Raw genomic sequence first — 23,654 nt, 5'->3', positions numbered from 1 at the left:
ACGTGTCCGGCAACCGCAACACCGAGGTCGAGGTCCACTGGGACGACGCCTCCGGCCGCCTGCTCAACCTCGTGATCGCCCTGCTCAACCAGCGGATGCCCCGGTCGCTGTCCTGGATCGCCGACCATGTCGACGGCTACGGTGACGGGGACGGTGCGGACACCGTCCGGAAGCGGTTCAGCCGCGACCGGCAGGTTCTCGAGGATCTCGGCATCCGGATCGTCGAGACGGAGATCCACGACGACGACAACCACGCGGAGACCGGTTTCCGGGTGGAGCGCTCGCTGAGCTTCCTGCCGGAGATCTCCTTCACCCCCGGCGAATGGGACGCCGTCACGGCGGCCTCGCGGTGGGCACTGACCGACCGTCAGGCCCGGCAGGTCCGCTCCGCGTTCAGCAAGCTCGCCGCCGCCGGGCAGCGCGAATCCGCCGGAGGGGTGAGCCCCGTCGTCGGTGAGGTACCGGACACCCTCGATCTCGGGGGCGAGGATGTCGAGGCCATCAACCGGGCACTCGACCGTGGTCTCGCCCTGGGGTTCCGGTACTGGCCGACCCCGCTGGCGGAGCCGCAGGACCGCCGGATGGACCCGTGGGCGCTGGCCGCCCGGGACGGCAAACTGTTCCTCACCGGCTTCGACCTCGACCGGGAGGGTCAGCGGACGTTCCGGCTGTCCCGGCTGACCGATGTCGCGGTGCTGCAGCAGTTCATCACCCATGACCGGCCCGCGGGCAGCCCCCGCAGTCTCGTCGCCCGGGGGCTGGCGGCCGCGGCCACCGAGACCACCGCACGGGTGCTGTTCACCACCGACGGGGCCCACGAACTGCGGGCACTGGCGGCCCCGGACAATCCGGACAACCGGGCGGAACCGCAGCTGACCGACCCCCGCGGGGAGGTCCTGACCCTCGGCCCCGTCGACCGGGACCGTCTGGTCCGGCTGGCCGCCGCCTACGCCCCGGACGCGCTCGTCCTCGACCCGCCCGAGGTCGTCGACGCCGTCATCACCCTGCTGGACCATGCCGCCACCGTCTACGGAGGGGAGCAGCCGTGACCGACCGCTTCGACCGGCCCACCCGGCCACGCCGGAACACCCGTGACTACGCCGCCTGGCAGGTCGGCCGCACGGTCAACCTGCTGGCCTGGTTCCGCAGTCACCCGGGCGGCAGTCTCACCGCCGCCGCCGAGCAGTTCGGGGTGAGTGTGCCGCAGCTCAAGCACGAGCTGCTGCAGGCCACCGAGTGCGGCCTGCCCGGCCATCTCGCCGGCTCGCTGGTGGACGTCACCCTGTCGGCCAACCACGCCGATGTCGTGGACGCCCAGGGCCTCGATGTCCCGTTCTCCCTCACGGATTCGGAGGCGGGCGTCCTGCTGTTCTGCCTGGAACGCCTGGCGAGTGTGCTGCCGGCGGAGGAGCGCGGGGATGTCGCGTCCGCCGCCGGGAAGATCCGTGGCCTGCTCCGCGAGTCCCGCAACCGGCGGGAAGGCTGGGACGACCCCGCGGGTGCGCCCGGTGACACCGGCGGCACCGGTGATTCTGCCGGGACACCCGATCCGTCGGGCCCTGCCGCGGCCACGATGGCACGGCTCAACCGGGCCGTCGCCGGACGCCACGAGGTGGAGTTCGACTACGTCTCCGCCTCCTCAGACACCCGCCGGCACCGCGTCCTCATCCCGGACCACGTCGGACTGGTCGAGGGGGAGGGCTACCTGTGGGGCCGGCCGACCGGGGACGCCGCACAGCGTTGTTTCGCGGTGTCCCGGATCTCCGGGCTCACCGTGACCGACCGTCCCGCACCAGCGCGGGTGCGTCCCCGGATCACCGCCGACGACCCCTTCGGGATGAAGCGTGCCGCCGAACAGGGCGCCGAACTCACCCTGACCCCGGATGCGGCGTGGATGCTGGAGTACCTGCAGATCTGGCCGACGGCGGACACCACCCCGGAGACACCGACCGCCCTCATCCCGGACACCGGTGCCTGGCTCGACCGCTTCCTCATCGCCTACGCGTCCGGCATCACCGCGGTGGCGCCCGACGAGGTCCGGGACCGTGTGGCAGACCGCACGTCCCGCGCGTTGGCCGCCTACCGGGACCTGGCGTAGGGTGACAACCGACGGCCGGTTCTCCTCGACCGGCGCACTGACGGAAAGGTAGTACCCGATGAACGAGTGGCTCATCGTGATCCTCGTGGTGGTGCTGGTCCTCGGCGCCTCCCAGCTGCCGAAGCTGGCCCGGAACCTCGGACGGTCGATGCGCATCTTCAAGTCGGAGATGGATGAGCTCAAGACGGACGGCAAGAACGGCAAGACCGTGGAAATCCCCGCCGCCGACGAGCCGGACGTGACCGTCACGGTCACGGACGCCACGAAGTCCACCCCGAAGTCCACTGCGGAGAAGAACGGGGAGTCCTAGACCCCACCGCGATGACCACTTCCGACAACCCCCAGAACAGAACCCGGCACGTACACCTGCCGGGTTCCGGTCGTCGTCGGCGCCGCGCGAACGGTGCCGAGATGGCCCTCATCGAGCATCTCAAGGAACTCCGGCGGCGACTGCTCGTCGCCCTCGCCGCGATGCTCGTCGGCACGATCCTCGGCTTCATCTGGTACGGCGTGTCCGTCGGCCCCGTCCCGAGCCTGGGGGAGATCCTCCGGGGTCCCTACTGTGCCCTGGACCCGGACCTCCGGTTCGGCAGCGAGACCGGGGAATGCCGGCTGCTGTCGACCGCGCCGCTCGAGATGTTCATCCTCCGGCTCAAGCTCGGCAGCATCGTCGGCCTGGTCGTCTCCGCCCCGGTCTGGCTCGGCCAGCTGTGGGGGTTCATCACCCCGGGCCTGAAGAAGAACGAGAAGCGCTGGACCCGGACCTTCGTCGCCGCGGCGACGACCCTGTTCATCCTCGGCGCGGTGCTCGCCTACGTCGTCCTCATCTTCGCCTTCGAGTTCCTGCTCTCGATCGGCAGTGAGGCGCAGATCGCCGCCCTGACGGGTACCGACTACTTCAACTTCGTCCTCATCCTCATCCTCCTGTTCGGCGTGAGTTTCGAGGTACCCCTCGTCATCGTCATGCTGAACCTCGCCGGGGTGCTGCCCTACAGCGCGATGAAGAACAAGCGCCGGTACATCATCGTCGGACTGTTCATCTTCGCCGCCGTCATCACCCCCGGCCAGGACCCGTTCTCGATGTCCGCACTCGCGGTCACGCTGTGCGTGCTCATGGAGATCGCCATGCAGATCGCCCGGATCCACGACAAGCGGAAGGCACGCAGGTCCGGGTCCGACGGGGCACCGGTCGGGATCGCCGACGACGAGGGCTCACAGATCGCCGCCGCGCAGCCGGTCAGCGGTGCACGGCCGGTCACCACCGACCGGGTCGCCGCACCCGCACCGGTCCGCGACGCCGGTCCGGACCGGGCGTTCGACTACGGTAGCAGCGATGACATCCTCTGATTCGGTCGCGGCCTTCGCCGCCGACTACCCCTTCCCCCTCGACGACTTCCAGCTCGAGGCCGCCCGCGCGATCGCGGCGGGCCGGGGCGTCCTGGTGTGCGCCCCCACCGGCGCCGGTAAGACCGTGGTGGGGGAATTCGCCGTCCACCAGGCGCTGCGCGACGGCGGCGCCTGCTTCTACACCACGCCGATCAAGGCCCTGAGCAACCAGAAGTACCACGACCTCGTCGACCGCTACGGTGAGGAACAGGTCGGTCTGCTCACCGGCGACGTCAGCATCAACGGGGACGCCCCCGTCGTCGTCATGACGACCGAGGTGCTGCGCAACATGGTCTACGCGACCTCCGACCGGCTCGACCGGCTCACCCACGTCGTCATGGACGAGGTGCACTTCCTCGCCGACCCGTCCCGCGGTCCGGTGTGGGAGGAGGTCATCCTCAACCTCGATCCGTCGGTCATCCTCGTCAGCCTGTCGGCGACGGTGAGCAACGCCGAGGAGTTCGGCGGCTGGCTCACCACCGTCCGCGGACAGACCGACCTCATCATCACCACCCACCGGCCCGTGCCGCTGCACCAGTACATGATGGTCGGCAGTCAGATGCTTCCGATGTTCGCCGACCAGGACCGGCCGGACCCCGGCTACGTCAACCGCGCCCTGCTGCACGCCGCCGGCCACGCCGAGGACACCGGACGCCGCCGCGGCCCGAAACGCACCGACGTCGTCATGCGGATGCGTGCGGCCGGCATGCTCCCGGCGATCTACTTCATCTTCTCCCGCAACGGCTGCGATGCGGCGATGCGGCAGCTGCTCGTCGACCGGATCCGACTGACCACCGACGACGAACGCGACGAGATCCTCAGCACCGTCGACGAGGGCGTCCACGAGATCCCCACCGAGGACCTGGGCGTCCTCGGATTCCGGCAGTGGCGCCGGGCCCTGGGCAACGGCTATGCGGCCCACCACGCCGGCATGCTGCCGGCGTTCCGCCACATCGTCGAGGACCTGTTCACCCGCGGACTGCTCAAGGTCTGCTTCGCCACCGAGACCCTCGCCCTGGGCATCAACATGCCCGCCCGGTCGGTGGTGCTCGAGAAGCTGGTGAAGTTCAACGGGGAGGCGCACGTCGACCTCACCCCGGGCCAGTACACGCAGCTCACCGGGCGCGCCGGACGCCGCGGCAAGGACACCGAAGGTAACGCGGTCGTGCTGTGGAGCCCGGGGATCGACCCGTACGCGGTCGCGAACCTCGCGCAGACCCGCACCTACCCGCTGGACTCGACATTCCGGCCCGGCTACAACATGGCCGTCAACCTCATCGGCACCCGCGGCTACGAGGATTCGCAGCGGATCCTCGACCGCTCCTTCGCCCAGTACCAGACCGCCGCCCACGTCGTGGAGGAGGCCGCCCGGCTCACCCAGCGCCGCCGCGACCTCGCCGGACTGCAGAAGGACCTGGCCCGCACCCTGAAGAAGATCCACGCCGACGTCACCCCCGAGGAGATCGTCGACTACGCGCGGCTGCGCCGGGAACTGTCCGTCACCGAACGGAAGGCCCGGCGCAACGCCGGGGAGGAGCGGGAGAAGGAGACCGCCGCACTGCTGGCCTCCCTGCAGGTCGGCGACATCATCGCCCTGCCGACGGGCAAGAACCCGGTGTGTGCCGTCGTCGCCCGCGGCGACTCGAACCGGCGGCGTCCCCGCCCGTGGATCATCACCGAGGACGGCTGGTGCGGCCCGGTGTCCTCGGAGGCCTTCGGCAATGTGCCGGTCGAGGTCGGCCACATGCGGCTCGGCCGGGGCGTGGAACGCTCCCCGAAGCGGCAGGCCCGGGCGGTGGCCGCCAACCTGCGGCGCCAGCACATCGACCGGCCGAAGAAGATCAGGCCGAAGGCACGCGGCGGGTCGAAGGAGGTCGCGGACCTGCGGGACCGGCTGCACATGCACCCGGTGCACGCCCTGCCCGAGCGGGAGGAGCTGGTCCGCCCGGCCGAGCGCGTCGTCGCCGCGCGTCGCACCCTCGATCTCGAGGAGCAGGCCCTCACCCCGGACTCCGAGTCCCTGTCCGCGACCTTCGACCACATCGTCGACCTGCTCGCCGAGCTGGACTACCTGGAACTCGACGGGGGCCGGGAGACCGCCGTGGTGACCGAGGAGGGGGAGAAGCTCGCCCGGATCCACCACGAGTCCGATCTGCTCGTCGCCCAGTGCCTGCGCCGTGGTGTGTGGGACGGTCTCGATCCCGCCGAGCTCGCCGCCGCCGCCTCGACCTGCGTCTTCGAGAACCGGAAGGAGACCCGGCCCGAGGACCGCTCCGATGTCGGTGTACCCACTGAGGCGCTCGTGGACGCGGTGAACGCGGTCCAGCGCATCCACCGGGAGCTCACCAGTGACGAGGAGCGGCACGGTCTGCCGCAGACCCGGGAGCCGCAGACCGGTTTCGTCACCGCCCTGCACCAGTGGACCGCCGGGGCTCCGCTGGAGTACTGCATCCGGGCGGCGGAGGCCAGCGGGGCCGAGCTCACCCCGGGGGACTTCGTGCGCTGGTGCAACCGGGTCATCGACCTGCTCGGGCAGATCCGGTACACCGGTTACTCGGACGGGGTGAAGGCCGCCTCGCGCAAGGCGGTGCCGGCGATCCGCCGCGGTGTGGTGGAGCTGGGGGCCTCCGCGGGCTGACCGGCCCGCCCACGTCGTACAGTGGGGGACCATGACAACCGCTTTCCCCCTCGAGACCTACACCACCCGGCTGGCCGCCGTCGCCGACCTGCTGACACGGCAGCACATCGACGCGGCCGTGCTCACCCCCGGCGCCGACCTGCGTTTCCTCCTCGCCAGCGACCTCGACACCCACGAGCGGTTCTCCGCCCTCGTGGTCACCCCGACCTCCCTGCGCGTCATCGTGCCCTCGGTGGACGCCGGCGCACTGCGCGACGGTGTCCCCGGCCGGGCCGGGGTGACCGTCGTGCCGTGGAACGACGGGCAGGACGCCCTCGCCCTCGCCGTCGGTGACCTGCCGGAGGGCGCCACTGTCGCGGTCTCCGGCGAGATGCCCGCGAACCATGTGCTCGCGCTGCAGGACCGCGGCCTGACCACGGTCAACGCCACCGCCGTCCTGCGGGACGTGTTCATGGTCAAGGACACCGCCGAGATCGACGAGCTGCGCCGTGCGGGCCGCGCGATCGACACCGTGCACCGGCAGGTGCCGGGCCTGCTGCGCGCCGGACGCACCGAGCGGGAGGTCGCTGACGACCTGGAACGCCTCATCCTCGTCGAGCATGAGGTCGTGGACTTCATCATCGTCGGGTCCGGACCGCACGGCGCCGACCCGCACCACGACTTCTCCGACCGGGTGATCACCGAGGGCGACATCGTCGTCGTCGACATCGGCGGCACGCTCGACACCGGCTACCACTCGGACTGCACCCGCACCTACGTCGTCGGCGGGGTTGGTGACGACCGGGCGGACCGGCTCGCTGCCTACGCCGTGCTGCAGCAGGCACAGCAGGCCGGACTGGACGCCGCGAAGCCGGGCATCACCGCCCAGGAACTCGATGCGGTCGTCCGCGGTGTGATCGCCGAGGCCGGCTACGGGGAGTACTACACCCACCGCACCGGCCACGGCATCGGCCTGTCCGGTCACGAGGAACCGTTCATCATCGCGGGCAATGAGCTGCCGCTGGCCGAGGGCATGGCCTTCTCCATCGAGCCGGGCATCTACGTCCCGGGTGACTGGGGTGCGCGGATCGAGGACATCGTCGTACTCACGGCGTCCGGCTGTGAACCGCTCAATGTCACCACCCACGACCTGGTGTCGACCGCCGCCGGTACCGGGGCGCAGGCATGAGCCGCATCGCCCTGTTCGGTGCGACCAGCGAGATCGGCGGCGAGGTCGTCACCCGGCTCGCGGCCGGCAACGCGGTCGTGCTCGCCGCGCGTCGGCCGGAGGCGCTCGACGGACTGGCGGACGCCTGCCGTGCCGCCGGTGCGACCGACGTGGAGACCGTCTTCTTCGATGCCGCGGACGTGGCCGGCCAGGCCGCGGTCCTCGACGATATCTGGTCGCGGGGCGCGGTCGACACCGCCGTCGCCGCCTTCGGTGTCCTGGGCGACCAGGATCTGGCCGAACGCGACGGTGGGGAGGTGGCGCGGATCCTGCATACCGACTTCACGGCGCAGGCGGTGCTGCTCACCGAACTCTCGGCCCGGATGAGGGCGCGGGGCAGCGGGCGGCTCGTGGCGTTCTCGTCGATCGCCGGGGCGCGGGTGCGGCGTCCGAACTACGTCTACGGGTCGGCGAAGGCGGGCCTCGACGGGTTCTGCCAGGGCATGCAGGATGCGCTCCGCGGTACCGGGGTGACGTTGACGGTCGTGCGACCCGGATTCGTCATCGGCCGGATGACGACGGGGATGGACCCTGCACCGCTGTCGACGACGCCGGAGGTCGTGGCGGAGGCGGTGGTCACCGCGCTGGAACGGGGCCGGACCGATGTGTGGGTGCCGCGGGCACTGGGGCTGGTCGCCACGGTGATGCGGCTGGTGCCGCGGGCGCTGTGGCGGCTCGCCCCGCGGTAGATCCCCGGTTTTTCACACCCGGGCCGGGACGACCCGGACCGCAGGAACGCGTTGACCTGCGGCGATGTCAGCAGAGTAGCTGACGGAGCCGGGGGAGAGGTGTGAAAAACCAGGACGCCCCGGCCGGGCCACCCCGGCTCAGATCCCGAGGATGTTGTAGACGAGGGTGCGCAGCGCGCCGAAGAGGACGGCGGCGAGCCCGGCGCTGCTGCCCACGGCGGCGGCACACTGCAGGGACCCGGTCACGCCCTCCGGAGCGTTCTCGCCGCAGTTGGCGGCGGGGGAGGATCCGGTGGCGCTGCCGGTCGGCAGATCCGCCGAGGCTGCCGGAGCCTCAGCGACCGTGGCCGCCGCGGGCGCCGACGTCGCTGCGGTGTCCGCGACGGCGGGGACGGCCGCGGCACCGGCGAAGGCGGTGGTGGTGGCGAGGGCGAGGGCGACGGAGCTGCGACGGAGTCTGGTCATGAGCAGAGATCATAGCGGACCCGGTGACCCGCTAGGATGGTCGCATGCTGTTCTCCCTCCCCCTGATCTATCTCGTCGTCGAGATTGCGGTGTTCATCGTCCTCGGACAGTGGATCGGATTCGGATGGGCCGTCCTCATCGCCCTGGTCACCCCGCTGGTCGGGATGCCTGTCGCCCACCGGGCGCTCGCCGCGGTCCGCCGCCGCAGCCCCGGCCAGCGGTCCAGCTCCGCCCGGACGGACGCCTTCGTCGCCGACATCGCGGTGACGATGATCGCCGCGGGTCTGCTGGTCGTGCCCGGTATCGCCTCCTTCGTCGTCGGACTGGTACTGCTCATCCCGCCGGTGCGGACCCTCGTCGGCCACCGGGTGGGGAAGTCCCTCGGCCTGCAGGTCGTCTCCCTCGGATCGCGGTTCCCCGGCGGCGGTGGCCCCGGCTCGGGCAGGCCCGGGGACGCCACCGGGGGCTGGGGCGACGTCATCGACCACCGCGGCGATGAATTCGGCGACAAGTGAGGCGCCCGGACCGACGCACGGTGGGCCGGTTCCTCCTCCTCACCCTGGCCGCCGCCTTCGCCGGACTCGCGCAGTACGCCTCCTACCAGCCGACCGGACTGTGGTGGGCGGCCCCGCTGGGCTTCGGCCTGTTCTTCTGGACCGTTGACCGGGCCGTCGCGGGAAAAGATCCGCGCACCACCCGGCGCTGGTCGGTGTGGTTGTCCTGGGTCCAGGGGCTGACCTGCTACCTCCTGCTGCTGCCCTGGGTGGGTGAGTACGTCGGCGCAATCGCCTGGTTCGGCCTGTCGGTCGTCGAGTCCCTCTACAGTCTGCTGTTCGGGCTGGGACTCGCCGCCCTGCTGACCTGGTCGCGGTCCGCCTCCGCGGCAGGTGGGCGGACCCGCGGGATCCTGCCGTTCCTCGCCGTGCCGGCCTGGTACGTGGCCGTGGAATGGCTCCGTGCGAACTGGCCCTTCGGTGGCTTCGGCTGGGTCCGGCTCGCCTGGGGTCAGGTCGGTGGCCCGCTCGCGCACTGGATCACCCTGGCCGGCCCGGCACTGGTCGCCTACGCCGTCGTCGTCGCCGGCCTGGGGATCGCCCTCCTGGTCCACCGCCGGTGGATCACCGGGGCAGCTGCCCTGGTCGTCACCCTGGTCGGCGGCCTGATCATCCCCGTGGTGAGCCCTGTGTGGCGCAGCGGGGACGACAGCCCCACGCTCAATGTCGCGGCGGTGCAGGGCAATGTGCCGCGGCTCGGTCTCGACTTCAACGCCCAGCGCGAGGCGGTGCTCAACAACCACCTGCAGGTCACCCGCCAGCTCGCCGACGAGGTCGATGCCGGGACGCGGGCCCGGCCGGACCTGGTGGTGTGGCCGGAGAACGCCTCCGACGTCGACCCGTTCCGTAACCCGGACGCCTACACGCGGATCCAGGCCGCCGCCGAGGCGGTCAAGGCCCCCATCCTCGTCGGCACGATCACCCGTGACGAGGTCGGGTCCCGCAACACCATCGTCGTCTGGGATCCGACCGACGGCCCGGGGGAGCAGCACGTCAAGAAGTTCCTGCAGCCCTTCGGCGAGTACATGCCGCTGCGCGACCTGCTGCGGCACGTGAGCAGTTACGTCGACCTCGCCGGCGACTACAAGCCCGGTGACGGCCCCGGCACCCTGCACCCCGCGGGCACCGGCGGTCCGGTCGTGGGCGTGGCGACCTGCTACGAGGTCTCCTTCGACGGGGCCTACCGGGACGCGGTCGACAACGGCGCGACGATGTTCGCCAGCCCGACGAACAACGCGACTTTCGGGCACACCGACATGACCTACCAGCAGCTGGCCATCAACCGGATGCGGGCCATCGAGTACGATCGTGCCGTCACCGTCGCCGCCACCTCCGGTGTCTCGGCGATGATCGACCCGGACGGGGCTGTCACGCAGGACACGGAGATTTTCCGGCAGGGCCTTTTGCAGGCTGACATACCTTTGCGGGATACTAGGACATTGTCCGCACGTCTCGGAGCTGTCGGGGAGTGGGTCCTCTCAGCCGCAGGGCTGGCCGCCGCCCTCTACGCCGGGATGAGATTCCGGAAGACCACACGAAGAGGAAGAGAATGAGCGCAACGGTACAGCCCAGCGACAGAACGCTGGTCATCATCCCGACCTTCAACGAGCTGGAGAACCTCCCGCTCATCACCGGACGGGTCCGGGATGCGCTGCCCGACGGCGTGGACATCCTCATCGTCGACGACAACAGCCCCGACGGCACCGGTGAGCTCGCCGACGAGCTCGCCGCCGCCGACGGGCACATCAACGTCCTGCACCGGGAGGGCAAGGGCGGTCTGTGCGGCGCCTACATGAAGGGTTTCCAGTGGGGGCTGGACGCCGGCTACACCGTCCTGTGCGAGATGGACGCCGACGGTTCACACGCCCCCGAGCAGCTCCACCTGCTGCTCGAGGAGGTCGACAACGGTGCCGACCTCGTCATCGGCTCCCGCTACATCCGCGGCGGCAAGACCGTCAACTGGCCGTGGCAGCGCTACCTGCTGTCGAAGCTGGGCAACATCTACATCTCGGTCGCACTCGGCGCCGGCCTGTCCGACATGACCGCCGGGTACCGGGCGTACCGCCGGGAGCTGCTGGAGGCACTCCCGCTCGACGAGCTGTCGAATGCCGGCTACATCTTCCAGGTCGACCTGGCCCGCCGGTCCGTCGACGCGGGCTACGACGTGCGCGAGGTGCCGATCACCTTCACCGAGCGGGTCATCGGCGAGTCGAAGCTGGACGGCAGTTTCGTCAAGGACAGTCTCGCGGTCGTGACGAAGTGGGGCCTGGAGCACCGCTACCGTCAGGTCCGGGATCTCGTGTCCGCGTTCGGCGGCCTGGCCGTGCAGACGGTGCGGGAGGCCCGGAAGAACCGTCGGGCCCGCCGGTAGACGGCCGACACAGGAGAACCCGCCGACCTCCCACCCCGGGTCAGGGGTGGGCGGTCGGCGGGTTCCGGTGACGGCCGGGGTCAGCTGGCCGGTATTACTTGGCTGCGGACTCCTGCTGTTCCTTCATGAGCTTCATCGCCGAGCGGCGGCGCTTGCGCAGCAGCTCGATGCGCTCGTCGAGCAGCTCGTCGAGCTCCTCGAGGGAGCGGCGCTCACGCAGCATGTCCCAGTGGGTGCGCGGCGGCTTGACGGGCTTGGCGTCCTGCCCCTCACCCTCGAGGAGTTTGCCCATCTGCCCGTTCTTGCACATCCACTCGTTCGGGAGTTCGGCGTCATCGGCGAAGGGGACCTCGAACACCTCGCCGGACTCCGTCTGGTACTTCGCCATCTGGCGGGGAGCCAGGTCATGGTCACGGTCCGTCTCATAGGAGACGGCCCCCATGCGGCTGCCGCGGAGAACACGATCTGCCATCGTTACCTCTTCCTTCCGTACCCTCGCGTACTGTCAACCCTGTAATGTTACCCCGGAACCGGAAGGACTGCCACATGCCCGCCAGGAAACCTGACCGTTGCGCCTGGTGCGGGCGGGAGATCGTGCAGTCCGGGTCGGGCCGGCACCGCCGGTACTGCAGCCAGTCGTGCCGGCAGCGGGCCTACGAACAGCGCCGGCAGCTGTCCGGGACCGGTCTGCCGGCCGATGTCGTGGTGCTGTCCCGCCGGGCCGCCGAGGAGCTCACCGACACACTGTTCGAGCTGCGCTGCGCCGCCGAGGACATCCGCACCGCGGTCACCGAGGACGCGGACGCCGTGAGCTCCGCCGAGGTCGCGGCACTGTGCACCGAACTGGTGGCGATGGCGAAGACGGCGGAGAAGATCCGGCGCCGGGTCGGCGAAGACGGGGCAGGGGAGGGGTAACCCCGGGTTATGGGCGATGCCGGGGACCGGTCCCCCGACGGTTAGGGTGGGGGTATGCGTAAAGGACTCGTCACGCTGTTCGTGATCGCGTGTGTCGCCCTCGCCCTGGGACTCGTCGGGCCACCGGTCTACCGTCTCTTCAGTGACCACGGACTGCAGACCGCGTCCATCTCGGATGATTCCGGACAGGCCGCCAGTGTCGGCGTCGACGGGCACTGGGACGTCATCCCCGGCTCCGGGAAGAACACCAGCCAGGTCGGCTACACCTTCGACGAGGTGCTCCCGGGACAGCGGAAGTCCACCTCCGGACGTGGTGAGGGGGTGAGCGGTGATCTCGTCGTCACCGGCGGGAAGCTCACCGAGGGGAAGATCACCGTCGATGTCGCGTCGATCAGCTCGGACATCGAGAAGCGGGACATCAACGTCCGCAACCACATCCTGCAGACCGACACCTACCCGGAGGCGTCGTTCGAGGTGACGAAGTCGACCGATCTGTCGGCACTGCCCGACGACGGCACCTCGGGCAAGGTCACGCTCACCGGCAATCTCACCCTGCACGGCAAGACCCGTCCGGTCTCGACCGATGTGAAGGCACTGCGCACCGGCGACAACGTCATCGTCGAGGGGAATCTGCCGGTCGTGCGGGCGGACTACGACCTGAACTCGCCGACCTTCGTGGCGTCCCAGATCGCCGACGAGGGTACCCTCGACCTGTTGCTCGTGTTCGGGCAGAAGTAGAGGAACCCCGGGTAGCGGGGACACAACCTGAGGAGATCCGTGGACCGTAACGTCATGGTCGTCACCCGGTGGATCCGGCTGGCGGCACTCATCGCCTTCATCATCCTGCTGCTGTTCCTGAGGTCGGCGGTCGGTTATCTCTTCATCGCGGTGTGTGCGGCGTTCCTCGCACTCACCGCCTGGCAGCTCTGGAAGCTCTACACCGACGAGAAGTACATGGAGTAACCCGCCGTGGACCTGACTGCACTGCACGCCAGCCTCGGCGAACTGAACACCGTCGAGATCGCCGACGAGATGTCCCGGCTCGACACGACCGACCAGGCGGTGCTGTTCCGCCTGCTGGACAAGGACCGGGCGTCCCAGGTCTTCGAGTACCTCGATGTCGCCCACCAGGCGGAGCTGCTCGACGAACTGCGGGAGGGCCGGTCCGCCGAGCTGGTGCTCGAACTGCCGGACGACGACCGCGCCCGGCTGCTCGACGAGATGCCGGCGAAGGTCGCCGCCCGGATGCTGGCGGGCCTGCCGGAGGACCGTCGGAAGATGACCTCCACGCTGCTGGGCTATCCGGACCAGTCCGCCGGGCGCTACATGACCCCCGTGCCGACCGTCATCTCCTCGGATTCGACGCGGGAGGCCGCCCTGCAGAAGCTCCGCGGCCGGGAACTGCGCAACCGGGACATCGCGGTGCTCGCGGTCACCGACCACACCCGGCGGCTCGTCGGCGTGGTGGACCTGTCGACGCTCGTGACCTCTCCGGCGGACACCCCGCTCGACGAGATGATGAACGAGGAGACCCACGCGGTCAACGCCACCGACGACCGGGAGGCGGCGGCCCGCCTGGTGCAGGAGGCCGACCTGCTGGCCCTGCCCGTCGTCGACGACGAGAACCGGTTCCTCGGCATGATCACCGTCGATGACGCGATGGAGATCCTCGAGGACGAGGCCACCGAGGACGCCTACCGTGCCGGTGGTTCCGAGCCGCTGGAGCAGCCGTACCTCACCGCCACGGTCTTCGACATCGCCCGCAAGCGCGGTACCTGGCTGCTCGTCCTCATCATCACCGCCGTACTGACGATCAACGTCATGAGCTTCTTCGAGGACACGTTGGCGAAGGTGGTCGTCCTGGCGACCTTCGTGCCGATGATCACCGGCACCGGCGGAAACGCGGGGTCCCAGGCGGCGTCCTCGGTGGTCCGTGCCCTGGCGGTCGACGAGGTGAGACCGCGGGACATCGCCAAGGTCCTGTGGCGGGAGGCCCGGGTGGGCCTGATGCTCGGCGTGTTCCTCGGTGTGCTGATCTTCCCGTTCATCGCGCTGATCTACGAACCGCGGATCGGTGCGGTGATGAGCCTGACGATCGCCTGCATCTGCACCTGGGCCTGCCTGGTCGGCGGAATGCTCCCGCTGGCGGCGAAGAAGCTGGGCGTGGACCCGGCGGTGTTCTCCACCCCGATGGTCTCCACCCTGGTGGACGCCACCGGCCTGATCATCTACTTCTCCATCGCCCAGGTCATCCTCGCCAGTATGCTCTGAGACGACCATGATCACCGTCACCGGCGCCCGGACCCACAACCTGCGGGGCATCGACGTGTCGATCCCGGCCCACACGCTGACCGTGGTCACCGGGGTGTCCGGGTCAGGGAAGTCCTCACTGGTCTTCGACACGGTCGCGGCGGAAGCACAACGGGCCACAGCCGCCGGATACCCGTCCTTCGTCCGCACCCGCCTGGCGCAGTACCCGGCGGCGGACGTCGACCGGATCGACGGGCTGACCTTCACCACCGTGGTCGACCAGCACCGGTTCACCGGCAACGTCCGGTCGACGGTGGCCACCGCCGTGGATCTCTCGACACCGCTGCGGATGCTCTTCTCCCGGTTCGCCGTCCCGTCCGCGGGCTTCTCCCCGGCATACTCGCCCAACGATCCGGCGGGCATGTGCCCGACCTGTGAGGGGCTGGGGACCGTCTCCGTCATCGACGAGGACGCGCTGATTGATCCCGCACTCTCGCTGGCGGCCGGTGCGGTGCAGTTCCCGACGTTCGCGCCCGGCACCTACCGGTGGAAGCGCCTGGTCACCTCCGGTCTCTGCGATCCGTCGACGCCCTGGTCGCAGTTGCCGGCACAGGTCCGCGACGTGCTGCTGCACGCCCGGGATCTCCGCCTGGAGCACCCGCTGCCCGGGTATCCGGCCCACCGGCGCTTCGACGGGATCCTTCCCCGCCTGCAGGATTCCTACCTGCGCAGGACGCCGTCCCGGCTCACCGCCGCAGAGCGCGCGGGGCTGGCGGCCGTGGTCGATCACCGGACCTGCCCGGACTGCGCCGGTGCCCGGGTCAATGCGGCAGCCCGGGGCAGTCTCATCGACGGCCGGTCCATTGCGGAGTGGAGTGCAGTCCCTGTCGCCGACCTGCGCGGACTGGTGGATGAGGCGGCATCGCTGGGGGAGAGTGCCGCACCGCTGCTGGCGGACATCTCCCGCCGGGTGGACGCCCTGGTCGAGGTCGGGCTGGGTTACCTGAATCTCGACCGACCGTCGCCGACCTTGTCCGGCGGTGAGGCCCAGCGGGTGAAGATGGTGCGCCACCTGGGCAGTCCGTTGACCGAGGTGACCTATGTCTTCGACGAGCCGGCCGCCGGCCTGCATCCTTTTGACGTGCAGCGACTCATCACGTTGCTCACCGGACTGCGGGACCGGCACAACACGGTTCTCGTCGTCGACCACCATCCGGCCGTCATCGCCTCGGCGGACCATGTGATCGGCATGGGGCCGGGGGCCGGGGGAGACGGTGGTCGGGTCATGTACACCGGCACACCCGACGGGCTGCCCGGGGGCGAGGTGCCGGTGCTCAAGCCGGTGATCCGGACACCGACGGGTTCGGTGACCGTGGAGCACGCCCGGAGCCACAATCTCCGGGATCTGACGGTGACGGTGCCGACCGGCGTGCTCACCGTCGTCACCGGTGTGGCAGGAAGCGGGAAGTCCTCGCTGACCACGGATTTCGCCGCGCAACACCCCGGGTTCACCGTCGTCGGGCAACAGCCCCTGCACGGTGGACGCCGTTCCTCGCTGCTGACGGTGACCGGTGTGGCCGACGGGCTCCGGGCGCTGTTCGCGTCGGCCGGTGACCTGTCGGCGTCCTGGTTCTCCCGCAATGCGAAGGGCGCCTGCCCGGAGTGCCGCGGCACCGGGGAGATCACCACGGATCTGGCTTTCCTGGAGGACACGAGAACGCCCTGTGAGGCCTGCGGCGGGTCCGGGTTCAACGACAGGGCCTTGTCCGTGACGGTGGGTGGGCGGACCGTCGCCGATGTCGAGGCACTGCGCCCGGCCGAGGTTGCGGACCTGCTCGGCCCGGAGGACGCGGCCCGGCTGCGCTGGGTCGACCGGGTCGGGCTGGGCTACCTCGCGGTGGGCCGGACGCTCGACGGGCTGTCCGGCGGTGAGCGTCAGCGACTGCTCCTGGCCAGACATCTCGGTGGGGTCGACGCGGACGCACCGTTGCAGCTCATCATGGATGAGCCGACGACCGGGCTGCACGCCACCGATGTGCGCCGCCTGCTGGACCTGTTCGACGACCTTGTGGACGCCGGCGGCACACTCGTGCTCATCGAGCACAACCTGCAGGTCATCGCCCATGCCGACCATGTCATCGATATCGGTCCGGGTGCCGGCGGGGACGGTGGTCGGGTCGTTTTCGAGGGCACGCCCGCCGAGCTGGCACGGGCCGGGGCACGGTCGGTGACCGGCCGGTGTCTGCAGGACGCGCTCAGTCGTTCCTGACCTGCCATGTCGCCTCGATGAACTGGCCGGTCCGGCGGACATCGACGAGCGTCAGGCGGTCGGAGGCGAGGTTGCGTGGGAACAGGGGCTTTCCTTCGGAAAGGAAAGCAGGGGAGATGTGCAGGGTGATGTCGTCGAGCAGGTCGGCGTCGAGGAACTGTCCGGCGAGATCGCCGCCGCCCTGGACCCAGACGGTCCCGTCCCCGGAGATCCTGCGGAGTGCGGTGACATTGTCGGTGACGGGGCCGGAGAGGAACCGGACATCGGCGCCGTCCGGCACCCGGAGCGCCCGGGTGGTGAAGACGACGACGGGAGTGTCTCCGAACGCGGAGGCCCAGCCGTCGGGGTCGTCGTTGAGGGTGCGGTCACGCAGCAGCCACTCGTAGGTGCTGGATCCCATGACGACGGCATTGGCCGCGGAGTAGAGCGCGTCAAGGTCGGGTGTGTCGCCGGTGACGGCGAAGAGCCATGCGAGCGAGTCGTCGAGGGTCGCGAGGAAACCGTTCGCTGTGGTGGCGGTGGCGTAGGTGACATGCATGGACCTATCGTCCCACAGGAATCTGCGGCGCCGGGACCCCCGGGAATCCTCAATGAAACGTCACACTGACGTTTTGAGTCCTGACGGCGGATCGCCGGAAAACCGGGGTCGGAGGCGTTTTCCGGCGACGACGTCGGGTCGGCCCGGGTGGAGACGTCGTGATATCCGTTGTCGCCGGAGCGTCTGCAGGCGACGGGTACCCGCCGACGGCGAATCGGTCGGCGGCCGGGTCGGCATGTGCGGCGCAGTGAGCCTGCCTGTCGGGCACGTCGACAGGATCAGGCGGCAGCCGGGCCGGCAGTCAGGATGGCGGCCGGGTGACGTACGGTCCGTGCACCTCACCGCGATTGTCCGATAATATACATTATGACATTTTGGACATCAGGGGCCTCCCTCGCCGTGCGCGGACGCCGGCGACGGTCACGTCGGCTCACCGAGGACCTTCTCCATGAACACGCGCCGGTGTCCGTCGTCGGTCCGGCGGTCGGTCTCGGCGTATCCGAGCCGCGTGTAGAGTGCCACGTTCTCGGTCATCTTCTCGTTCGTGTACAGCCGGAGACGGTTCCTGCCGAGTTCGCGGGCACGGTCTTCCGCGAAACGGAGCAGGCGACGTCCCGCGCCGCGACCCTGGGCCTCCGGAGCCAGTGCGACGTTCTCGATCAGCAGTGCGCCGTCACGCGGGATCAGACAGATCAGTCCGATGACCGGGTCCCCGATGACCCAGACATGGCCGGCCCCGACATCCGGGGTGAGGTCATGGGTCATCGGCGCCGGCGGTGTGTCCATCCGCGGCAGATAGATGCTGTACGCGGCGGTGACGACGGCCTGCATTGCGTCGATATCGGACAGGCGCGCCTGCCGGACCGGCAGGTCGGCGGGCCCCGTCGCTGACGTCACCACAGGAACCGGCCGTCCGAGGTGAACGCCGCCGGGCGGACTTCACTCACCCAGGCGGTGCGCAGCGGCCCGTAGATGTGCGGGAACAGCTCACCGCCGACATTCTCGGTGACGATCTCTGTCCCGGCCCGGCGTACCGCGGCGTCGTCGATGACCAGGACGCAGAGGCCACCCTCCTCGTCCTTGTAGAACCGCTCCGCCGTGGGCGCGACCTGGTCGGCGGCGGATGCGTGGATGAAGCCGACCTGCGTCAGGGACAGTCCCGCCGTGGAGACCCGGTACTCCCCGATCTTCAGGGCGTCCTGCCAGTCCGGCAGCCGGGCGATGTGGTAGAGCGTCATGCGCACAGGCTACCCTCCGGACCGGTGCGCGGGCCGGATATTTCCTGTCGCGAACCTACGGGATGCGCTGGGCATTGTAACGGCTCCCTGACAGGGCCCGGTTGCCCCGGTGGAAGGACTGACACTGAATCCACAGACGGGAGACAAGTCATGTACCGCACACAGCGTCATCCGAAGCTCATCGCACTCACCACCGCAGGACTCCTCGCGCTCGGAGGTGCCGCCGCCACGACGGCCACGACCACAGCTGATCCTGCCGATCCGACTGGCCCGGCAGCTGCACAGGTGGCCGCTGACGACCAGGCGGCGGTCCAGACGGCCGTCGATCTCACGCCGCCGTCACCGGCCGGCCCGTGGACCACCGACGGTGCGGACACCGCCACCTACCTGCCGTGGCTGCCGTTCTCCGCGATCCGCATCAACACCGCGGGCGGTACCGAAAGTTCCCCGCAGCAGGTCGCACTGTTCGCCGGTGACCGCTACATCGGCACGACCACCGCGGCCGCCTATCCGAACCAGCAGGTGCTCCGGATCGAGGACAACATCCTCCAGGTCGACTACCGGTTCCCGCAGCCCGGCGACTCGAACGCCGACCCGACCGGCCTGGTCTCCTCCCGCTACACGCTCAATGCGGACGGGACCGTGATCCGTGAGGGTGAGCTGCCGCCTCCCCCGGCCTGAGACGGCGTCCGGCCCGGTCTGTCACGCCCGGGCATTCCAGAGAGTGGGACATATCCGGCGCTGAGTGGGACGTTTCCACCGTCTGGTGGGAATTCCGTCGGGGGCATATGGCAAAATAGCCGGTATGACGACTCTTCCCCACGCTGACATCGATCCCGACGGACTGCTGGAATACTCGGTGGTCTTCACCGACCGTTCCCTCAACCACATGTCGAAGCGTTTCCTCGGTTCCATGCAGGAACTCCTCGACGTCCTCATCACCACCTACGATGCGGCGGACGCCGCCGTCGTCCCCGGTGGCGGCAGCTACGCCATGGAGGCCGTGGCCCGTCAGCTCGTGACGGACCAGAAGACCCTCATCGTCCGCAACGGACTGTTCTCCTACCGGTGGTCGCAGATCATCGACGCCGGCAAGATCACCGACGACGTCACCGTCTTCACTGCCGCACAGACCGGCGCCGGGGCCACCGCACCGTGGGAGCCCGCCCCCGTCGAGGAGGTCACCGCCGCGATCCGCGAGCAGAAGCCGGCCGTCGTGATCGCCGCCCATGTCGAGACCGCCGCCGGCATCCAGCTGTCCGACGACTACATCCGGGCACTCGGCGAGGCCGTCCACGAGGTCGGCGGCCTGCTGGTCATCGACTGCGTCGCCTCCGGCGCCTCCTGGCTGTCGATGTCCGACAACGGGGTCGACGTGCTGATCAGCGCCCCGCAGAAGGGCTGGAGCGGCACCCCGTGCGCCGGTTACGTCATGCTCAGCGAGGCCGGCCGTAAGGCCGTGGAGTCCACGACCTCCACCAGCTTCGCCGCGGACCTGAAGAAGTGGCTGTTCATCGCCGACGAGTACCGCGCCGGCCGCACCCCCTACCACGCGACCCTGCCGACCGACGGCCTGTTCCACAACGCGCAGCTCATGGTCGAGGCCCGTGACTACGGACTGGAGAAGCTGCGTGCCGCGCAGATCGAGCTGGGCACGAAGGTCCGCGCCCTGCTGGCCGAGCACGGCTTCGCCTCCATCGCCGCCGACGACTGCGCTGCCCCCAGCGTGGTCGTGGTCTACACCGACGATCCGGAGCTGAAGTCCGGCGCGAAGTTCAAGGAGGCCGGGATCCAGGTCGCCTCGGGTGTCCCGCTGCAGTGCGGTGAGTCCGCGGACTTCTCCACCTTCCGGGTGGGCCTGTTCGGTCTCGACAAGCTGCAGGACGTCGACGGCACCGTCGAGCGTCTGCGGGCCGGCCTGGAGAAGCTCGGTCTCTAGATGTTGTTCGCGTTTTCCATCTCACCCGCCACCACCCCGGAACCGGACGGCTCGATGTCCCACATCGTCGCCCGCGCCGTGGAGGTGATCCGGGAATCGGGTCTCCCCCAGGAGACCTCCTCCATGTTCACCACGGTCGAGGGCGACTGGGACGAGGTGATGCCGGTGATCAAGCGCGCCTGTGAGGCCGTCGCCGAAGTCTCCCCCCGCGTGTCACTGGTCCTGAAGGCGGATCTGCGGCCCGGCAGGTCCGGCGAGATCACCGGCAAGGTCGAACGCCTCGATGAGGCGATCGACCGGTTGTGACCGGTTGTGACCGGTCAGGCGACGACGCGGACGAGGACCACGCCGGTGTAGGAGTTGTCCTCGGACTGGAAGCTCCAGTGGTAGTAACCCTCGCGCGGGTAGGTCACCTGACCACCGCTGACGGCCAGGCCTTCCTCGGAGTGGACGGTGACCGGCGAGCCGTTCGGCGCGGTCGGTGCCGGTGCCGCGGTGGTCCCCCCCTCGTGGACCGTGGGGCCCTCGAGCTGGACCGGGTAGGTGTAGTCGCCGCCACCGGGGACGACGGCGCCACCGCCGTAGTTGGGGGCGGAGGGGGTGTCGGCGGCGGCGGTCGCGGTCGCCGCGCCGGCTGCGAGAAGGACGGCGCCGGCGCCGAGGCTCAGGGTCGTACGGAGAGTGGACATCGGAAAAGCTCCTGTCTTGGTAGTTGATTGTTCAACTACTCCATCTGTACGCCCCACCCGGTGATACGTCATCCATTCCGACGTCGGTGCAGCAACCAGTTGTCCGGATCCCCGTCCAGGGCTGCGGCGATCAGGGTGACAGCCACCGGAGTGCCGCCGAGGCCGCCGGCGTCCCGACCGTGCAGCGTCACCGAGATCTCGTCGTCGTGCCACTTGTCCAGCCGGTAGGTGCCCGCATCCCAGATGCGGACCGTCCCGGCACCGGCCTTCCCCTCCCCGATCGTCCCCTCGAACCTGCCGTAGCTCAGCGGATGGTCCGGCGTCCGGACCGCCAGCCGGTTGTGCCGGGTGTCGGTCGGCACCCCCTTCGGCAGTGCCCAGGAGACGAGCACGCCGTCGTGCTCCAGCCGGAAGTCCCAGTGCAGGTGGGAGGCATCGTGTTCCTGGATGACGAAGGACGGCCCGCCGTCGCCCGGGGTCAGCAGCACGTCCATCGGGTCCCCGTCGGTGAGCAGCCGGTCGAGCACCTGCCGGTACTCCAGCTGGCGCAGCCCGTCACCGATCTCCTCCCAGCGCCGGGGCGCAGCGACGGTCGGCCGGAGCCGTCCGCGCAGGGAGTACGGTGCACAGGTGGTCCGCACCCCGTCGTTCTGGCTCCAGTCGATGAGCACCTTTCCGGTCCGGTCCGCCGACTGCGCACTGACCACCAGGTCGGGATGCTCCTCCGCGAGCCGGTCGGCGAGGGCGTGGACGCCGTCCCGGATCACCGACGGCCGGTGCCGCCCGGACAGGCCGGCGTAGACGTGGATCCCCCGGCTCCCGGTCGTCACCGGGACCGTGACAACCCCCTGCCGGTCCAGTTCCTCCCGGATGAGGTGGGCGACGGCACTGCACTCGGCGAGGCCGGCGCCGTCCCCGGGGTCGAGGTCGAAGACCGCCCGGTCGGGATTGTGGATCCCGCCGCGCGGGCCGTACCGCCACTGCGGGGTGTGGATCTCCAGGGCATCGGCCTGGCTGAGCCGCACCAGCGTGGCCGTGTCGTTGACCAGCGGGTAGGTGACGGTCCTCGTCCGGTGCGTGTAGTCACGGGTGGGCATGTCCCCGACGCCGGTGCGCAGGTCCCGTTCGAAGAAGGATTCGCCGGGGTCCCGGGCGGTGCCGACGCCGTCGACCCAGCGTCGCCGGGCCGCGGGCCGGTCGTGGGCGTGCGCGGTGAACCAGGGCCCCACCGCGCAGGCGTAGTCGATGACGTCACGCTTCGTCGTGCCCGTCGACGGGTACATGACCTTGTCCGGGTGGGTGACCCGGACAGGTGTCCCGGCGACGTCGACGGTCAGGAGGTCGTCGCGGTCGCTCATACCTCCAGTGTGGCACCGGCGGCGACGGGGGTGTCCACACTCGCCGCCGCGTTCCGCTCGTCGAAGTAGTCGGCCGCACGCACCGGGTCGTAGTGGACGCCGCCGCCGACCGGCGGGGCGAGCGGCTCGACGATCTGGTCCATGTCGGGTTCGCAGAAGCAGATGATGCTGTACAGCTCCTCCCCCGGCGCCCGGTCGCTGGGGGCGAGGACCCGGTGTTTCGTGGAGCGCCACCGGTCCCCGGTCCAGCGGGCGAGCAGGTCGGCGATGTTGATCGTCATCGCGCCCTCGACGAAGGGGGCGTCCGCCCACTCCCCGTCGAGAGTCTGGACCTGCAGGCCGCCGTAGCCGGGCTGGCGGTCGAGGATCGTCACCAGCCCCCAGTCGGTGTGCGGCGCGATGCGGTACTGGTCCTCCCCGGCGGCGCCGACCACCCCGAGCGACGAGTAGCGGTTGATGTTGAAGGTGTTGGGCGAGTTCTCCGCCCGCACCACGAAGTACTGCTCGTCGAGCCCGAGTGCGGTGGCGAGCATCTCCAGCAGGTCCCGGTAGAGCGCCCGGGCGGCCCCGATCCAGGCGGGGACGAGCTCGTGCAGCTCAGGCACCTCCGCCGGATAGACGTTCGGGCGGAAGTAGACCTCGTCGATCGCGGGGTCGCCGGTGGTGTGCTCCCGACCGAAGGTGAGCGTCTCCTTGAGGTCGGCCCGGTCCGGGTCGATCTCCTCACCGTAGTAGGCGTTGGCCTCGTCGCCGGTGCGGATCCACCCGCGACCGCCGACCGGCGTCCGGTACTGTTCCTTGACCGCGTCCGGCTGGGCGAAGAACCGGGACGCCGCGGCGCGCAGGTCGGCGGACAGCTGCGGATCGATCCCGTGCCCGCTGACCATGAAGAAGCCGGAATCCTGCATCGCCCGGTCCAGCCGTCGGGCCAGGACGGCCCGTTCCTCCGGCCCCGACGACCGCCAGGTGGAGACATCGATCAGCGGAATGTCGGGGGTCACTGCCATGAAGGGTTGCCTTTCTTCAGTCCGGTGCAATGCCGTCATGGTA

26 protein-coding genes are annotated in these 23,654 nt (G+C 69.8%); 18 read left to right on the top strand and 8 right to left on the bottom strand.

All coding sequences use genetic code 11. The features are described 5' to 3' along the window. Positions 1 to 2: 2 nt before the first annotated feature. From FSW06_RS02835 to FSW06_RS02805, 7 genes are all read left to right on the top strand, one after another. The gene (locus FSW06_RS02835) at positions 3 to 1,049 is read left to right on the top strand and encodes a helix-turn-helix transcriptional regulator (RefSeq protein WP_029448731.1); all 1,047 of its coding nucleotides are present in this window, start codon (positions 3 to 5) and stop codon (positions 1,047 to 1,049) included. After that, positions 1,046 to 2,098: a helix-turn-helix transcriptional regulator gene (locus tag FSW06_RS02830; protein ID WP_029448733.1), complete on the top strand. Its 1,053-nt coding sequence runs from the start codon at positions 1,046 to 1,048 to the stop codon at positions 2,096 to 2,098. Before FSW06_RS02835 ends, FSW06_RS02830 begins: the two co-directional genes overlap by 4 nt. 58 nt (positions 2,099 to 2,156) lie before the next feature. Continuing rightward, complete coding sequence (gene tatA, locus FSW06_RS02825) at positions 2,157 to 2,408, top strand: twin-arginine translocase TatA/TatE family subunit (RefSeq protein WP_010118572.1); 252 nt, start codon at positions 2,157 to 2,159, stop codon at positions 2,406 to 2,408. A 101-nt stretch (positions 2,409 to 2,509) separates the two neighbouring features. Next, positions 2,510 to 3,445: a twin-arginine translocase subunit TatC gene (tatC, locus tag FSW06_RS02820; RefSeq protein ID WP_010118574.1), complete on the top strand. Its 936-nt coding sequence runs from the start codon at positions 2,510 to 2,512 to the stop codon at positions 3,443 to 3,445. After that, positions 3,432 to 6,122 carry a DEAD/DEAH box helicase gene (locus FSW06_RS02815; RefSeq protein ID WP_010118575.1) on the top strand — a complete coding sequence of 897 codons (2,691 nt, stop codon included), beginning with the start codon at positions 3,432 to 3,434 and terminating at the stop codon, positions 6,120 to 6,122. The genes tatC and FSW06_RS02815 overlap by 14 nt, the downstream gene beginning before the upstream one ends. Positions 6,123 to 6,153: 31 nt before the next feature. Continuing rightward, on the top strand, positions 6,154 to 7,290 hold the full coding sequence (locus FSW06_RS02810) for a M24 family metallopeptidase (protein WP_010118576.1): 1,137 nt from the start codon (positions 6,154 to 6,156) through the stop codon (positions 7,288 to 7,290). Continuing rightward, complete coding sequence (locus FSW06_RS02805; RefSeq protein ID WP_010118577.1) at positions 7,287 to 8,018, top strand: SDR family NAD(P)-dependent oxidoreductase; 732 nt, start codon at positions 7,287 to 7,289, stop codon at positions 8,016 to 8,018. Before FSW06_RS02810 ends, FSW06_RS02805 begins: the two co-directional genes overlap by 4 nt. 138 nt (positions 8,019 to 8,156) lie before the next feature. Here FSW06_RS02805 and FSW06_RS02800 read toward each other — a convergent pair whose 3' ends face one another. Continuing rightward, the gene (locus FSW06_RS02800; RefSeq protein WP_010118578.1) at positions 8,157 to 8,483 is read right to left on the bottom strand and encodes a hypothetical protein; all 327 of its coding nucleotides are present in this window, start codon (positions 8,481 to 8,483) and stop codon (positions 8,157 to 8,159) included. 44 nt (positions 8,484 to 8,527) lie between these two features. Between FSW06_RS02800 and FSW06_RS02795 the strand changes: the two genes are divergently transcribed. The 3 genes from FSW06_RS02795 to FSW06_RS02785 are packed head-to-tail and all read left to right on the top strand — an operon-like array spanning position 8,528 to position 11,408. Next, positions 8,528 to 8,998, top strand: coding sequence for an FxsA family protein (locus tag FSW06_RS02795; RefSeq protein WP_010118579.1), 471 nt, complete (start codon positions 8,528 to 8,530; stop codon positions 8,996 to 8,998). Beyond that, positions 8,995 to 10,590, top strand: a complete 1,596-nt coding sequence (lnt, locus tag FSW06_RS02790) for an apolipoprotein N-acyltransferase (RefSeq protein ID WP_139024361.1) — start codon at positions 8,995 to 8,997, stop codon at positions 10,588 to 10,590. The genes FSW06_RS02795 and lnt overlap by 4 nt, the downstream gene beginning before the upstream one ends. Then, the gene (locus FSW06_RS02785) at positions 10,587 to 11,408 is read left to right on the top strand and encodes a polyprenol monophosphomannose synthase (RefSeq protein ID WP_010118581.1); all 822 of its coding nucleotides are present in this window, start codon (positions 10,587 to 10,589) and stop codon (positions 11,406 to 11,408) included. The genes lnt and FSW06_RS02785 overlap by 4 nt, the downstream gene beginning before the upstream one ends. A 94-nt stretch (positions 11,409 to 11,502) precedes the next feature. Here FSW06_RS02785 and FSW06_RS02780 read toward each other — a convergent pair whose 3' ends face one another. Then, the gene (locus FSW06_RS02780) at positions 11,503 to 11,880 is read right to left on the bottom strand and encodes an RNA polymerase-binding protein RbpA (protein ID WP_010118583.1); all 378 of its coding nucleotides are present in this window, start codon (positions 11,878 to 11,880) and stop codon (positions 11,503 to 11,505) included. 74 nt (positions 11,881 to 11,954) lie between these two features. Here FSW06_RS02780 and FSW06_RS02775 point away from each other — a divergent pair, with 74 nt between their 5' ends. The 5 genes from FSW06_RS02775 to FSW06_RS02755 are packed head-to-tail and all read left to right on the top strand — an operon-like array spanning position 11,955 to position 16,842. Further along, positions 11,955 to 12,323, top strand: coding sequence for a hypothetical protein (locus FSW06_RS02775; protein ID WP_040429753.1), 369 nt, complete (start codon positions 11,955 to 11,957; stop codon positions 12,321 to 12,323). A gap of 54 nt (positions 12,324 to 12,377) precedes the next feature. Further along, a complete protein-coding gene (locus FSW06_RS02770) occupies positions 12,378 to 13,061 on the top strand; it encodes a YceI family protein (protein ID WP_010118587.1) in 684 nt (227 codons plus the stop codon). A gap of 39 nt (positions 13,062 to 13,100) precedes the next feature. Beyond that, positions 13,101 to 13,286 (top strand): hypothetical protein, encoded by a 186-nt coding sequence (locus FSW06_RS02765; protein WP_010118589.1) that lies wholly within the window; start codon positions 13,101 to 13,103, stop codon positions 13,284 to 13,286. A 6-nt stretch (positions 13,287 to 13,292) separates the two neighbouring features. Beyond that, entirely contained in the window at positions 13,293 to 14,594 is a 1,302-nt protein-coding gene (gene mgtE, locus FSW06_RS02760) for a magnesium transporter (protein ID WP_010118590.1), read from the top strand. 7 nt (positions 14,595 to 14,601) lie between these two features. Then, entirely contained in the window at positions 14,602 to 16,842 is a 2,241-nt protein-coding gene (locus FSW06_RS02755; RefSeq protein WP_010118592.1) for an excinuclease ABC subunit UvrA, read from the top strand. On the opposite strand, the gene FSW06_RS02750 is transcribed toward FSW06_RS02755, so the two are convergent. From FSW06_RS02750 to FSW06_RS02740, 3 genes are all read right to left on the bottom strand, one after another. Further along, on the bottom strand, positions 16,829 to 17,380 hold the full coding sequence (locus FSW06_RS02750) for a dihydrofolate reductase family protein (protein WP_010118593.1): 552 nt from the start codon (positions 17,378 to 17,380) through the stop codon (positions 16,829 to 16,831). The two genes, FSW06_RS02755 and FSW06_RS02750, sit on opposite strands and share 14 nt — an antisense overlap. Positions 17,381 to 17,800: 420 nt before the next feature. Then, complete coding sequence (locus FSW06_RS02745; protein WP_029448744.1) at positions 17,801 to 18,277, bottom strand: GNAT family N-acetyltransferase; 477 nt, start codon at positions 18,275 to 18,277, stop codon at positions 17,801 to 17,803. Further along, positions 18,274 to 18,618: a DUF952 domain-containing protein gene (locus FSW06_RS02740; protein ID WP_010118597.1), complete on the bottom strand. Its 345-nt coding sequence runs from the start codon at positions 18,616 to 18,618 to the stop codon at positions 18,274 to 18,276. Before FSW06_RS02740 ends, FSW06_RS02745 begins: the two co-directional genes overlap by 4 nt. 150 nt (positions 18,619 to 18,768) lie before the next feature. On the opposite strand from FSW06_RS02740, the gene FSW06_RS02735 reads away from it, so the two are divergent. The 3 genes from FSW06_RS02735 to FSW06_RS02725 all read left to right on the top strand — a co-directional run bounded on the left by FSW06_RS02735 (position 18,769) and on the right by FSW06_RS02725 (position 20,863). Continuing rightward, positions 18,769 to 19,299, top strand: coding sequence for an LppP/LprE family lipoprotein (locus FSW06_RS02735; protein WP_010118600.1), 531 nt, complete (start codon positions 18,769 to 18,771; stop codon positions 19,297 to 19,299). 124 nt (positions 19,300 to 19,423) lie between these two features. Then, complete coding sequence (locus FSW06_RS02730) at positions 19,424 to 20,557, top strand: aminotransferase class V-fold PLP-dependent enzyme (RefSeq protein WP_010118601.1); 1,134 nt, start codon at positions 19,424 to 19,426, stop codon at positions 20,555 to 20,557. Further along, positions 20,558 to 20,863, top strand: a complete 306-nt coding sequence (locus tag FSW06_RS02725; RefSeq protein ID WP_010118603.1) for a thiamine-binding protein — start codon at positions 20,558 to 20,560, stop codon at positions 20,861 to 20,863. 14 nt (positions 20,864 to 20,877) lie between these two features. Here FSW06_RS02725 and FSW06_RS02720 read toward each other — a convergent pair whose 3' ends face one another. The 3 genes from FSW06_RS02720 to FSW06_RS02710 all read right to left on the bottom strand — a co-directional run bounded on the left by FSW06_RS02720 (position 20,878) and on the right by FSW06_RS02710 (position 23,611). After that, on the bottom strand, positions 20,878 to 21,246 hold the full coding sequence (locus tag FSW06_RS02720) for a hypothetical protein (RefSeq protein WP_010118604.1): 369 nt from the start codon (positions 21,244 to 21,246) through the stop codon (positions 20,878 to 20,880). A 68-nt stretch (positions 21,247 to 21,314) separates the two neighbouring features. Beyond that, positions 21,315 to 22,604, bottom strand: a complete 1,290-nt coding sequence (gene ligD, locus FSW06_RS02715) for a non-homologous end-joining DNA ligase LigD (RefSeq protein ID WP_010118605.1) — start codon at positions 22,602 to 22,604, stop codon at positions 21,315 to 21,317. Then, positions 22,601 to 23,611 (bottom strand): isopenicillin N synthase family dioxygenase, encoded by a 1,011-nt coding sequence (locus tag FSW06_RS02710; protein ID WP_010118606.1) that lies wholly within the window; start codon positions 23,609 to 23,611, stop codon positions 22,601 to 22,603. The genes ligD and FSW06_RS02710 overlap by 4 nt, the downstream gene beginning before the upstream one ends. Positions 23,612 to 23,654 lie beyond the last annotated feature (43 nt).

Origin of the sequence: Corynebacterium nuruki S6-4 (assembly GCF_007970465.1) — a bacterium.
Classification (GTDB): domain Bacteria; phylum Actinomycetota; class Actinomycetes; order Mycobacteriales; family Mycobacteriaceae; genus Corynebacterium; species Corynebacterium nuruki.
Note: the sequence above shows the minus strand (reverse complement) of the source record. Positions and strands in the feature narration are given on the sequence as shown.

What these genes read in the sequence shown, in the direction of transcription:
- FSW06_RS02730 (WP_010118601.1), top strand. Translation starts at nt 19,424, where the DNA reads ATGACGACTCTTCCCCACGCTGACATCGATCCCGACGGACTGCTGGAA.
- FSW06_RS02720 (WP_010118604.1), bottom strand. Translation starts at nt 21,246, where the DNA reads ATGTCCACTCTCCGTACGACCCTGAGCCTCGGCGCCGGCGCCGTCCTT.
- tatC (WP_010118574.1), top strand. Translation starts at nt 2,510, where the DNA reads ATGGCCCTCATCGAGCATCTCAAGGAACTCCGGCGGCGACTGCTCGTC.
- tatA (WP_010118572.1), top strand. Translation starts at nt 2,157, where the DNA reads ATGAACGAGTGGCTCATCGTGATCCTCGTGGTGGTGCTGGTCCTCGGC.
- FSW06_RS02810 (WP_010118576.1), top strand. Translation starts at nt 6,154, where the DNA reads ATGACAACCGCTTTCCCCCTCGAGACCTACACCACCCGGCTGGCCGCC.
- FSW06_RS02710 (WP_010118606.1), bottom strand. Translation starts at nt 23,611, where the DNA reads ATGGCAGTGACCCCCGACATTCCGCTGATCGATGTCTCCACCTGGCGG.
- ligD (WP_010118605.1), bottom strand. Translation starts at nt 22,604, where the DNA reads ATGAGCGACCGCGACGACCTCCTGACCGTCGACGTCGCCGGGACACCT.
- FSW06_RS02800 (WP_010118578.1), bottom strand. Translation starts at nt 8,483, where the DNA reads ATGACCAGACTCCGTCGCAGCTCCGTCGCCCTCGCCCTCGCCACCACC.
- FSW06_RS02795 (WP_010118579.1), top strand. Translation starts at nt 8,528, where the DNA reads ATGCTGTTCTCCCTCCCCCTGATCTATCTCGTCGTCGAGATTGCGGTG.
- FSW06_RS02780 (WP_010118583.1), bottom strand. Translation starts at nt 11,880, where the DNA reads ATGGCAGATCGTGTTCTCCGCGGCAGCCGCATGGGGGCCGTCTCCTAT.
- FSW06_RS02815 (WP_010118575.1), top strand. Translation starts at nt 3,432, where the DNA reads ATGACATCCTCTGATTCGGTCGCGGCCTTCGCCGCCGACTACCCCTTC.
- FSW06_RS02785 (WP_010118581.1), top strand. Translation starts at nt 10,587, where the DNA reads ATGAGCGCAACGGTACAGCCCAGCGACAGAACGCTGGTCATCATCCCG.
- FSW06_RS02755 (WP_010118592.1), top strand. Translation starts at nt 14,602, where the DNA reads ATGATCACCGTCACCGGCGCCCGGACCCACAACCTGCGGGGCATCGAC.
- FSW06_RS02740 (WP_010118597.1), bottom strand. Translation starts at nt 18,618, where the DNA reads ATGACGCTCTACCACATCGCCCGGCTGCCGGACTGGCAGGACGCCCTG.
- FSW06_RS02770 (WP_010118587.1), top strand. Translation starts at nt 12,378, where the DNA reads ATGCGTAAAGGACTCGTCACGCTGTTCGTGATCGCGTGTGTCGCCCTC.
- FSW06_RS02805 (WP_010118577.1), top strand. Translation starts at nt 7,287, where the DNA reads ATGAGCCGCATCGCCCTGTTCGGTGCGACCAGCGAGATCGGCGGCGAG.
- FSW06_RS02750 (WP_010118593.1), bottom strand. Translation starts at nt 17,380, where the DNA reads ATGCATGTCACCTACGCCACCGCCACCACAGCGAACGGTTTCCTCGCG.
- FSW06_RS02775 (WP_040429753.1), top strand. Translation starts at nt 11,955, where the DNA reads ATGCCCGCCAGGAAACCTGACCGTTGCGCCTGGTGCGGGCGGGAGATC.
- FSW06_RS02725 (WP_010118603.1), top strand. Translation starts at nt 20,558, where the DNA reads ATGTTGTTCGCGTTTTCCATCTCACCCGCCACCACCCCGGAACCGGAC.
- FSW06_RS02735 (WP_010118600.1), top strand. Translation starts at nt 18,769, where the DNA reads ATGTACCGCACACAGCGTCATCCGAAGCTCATCGCACTCACCACCGCA.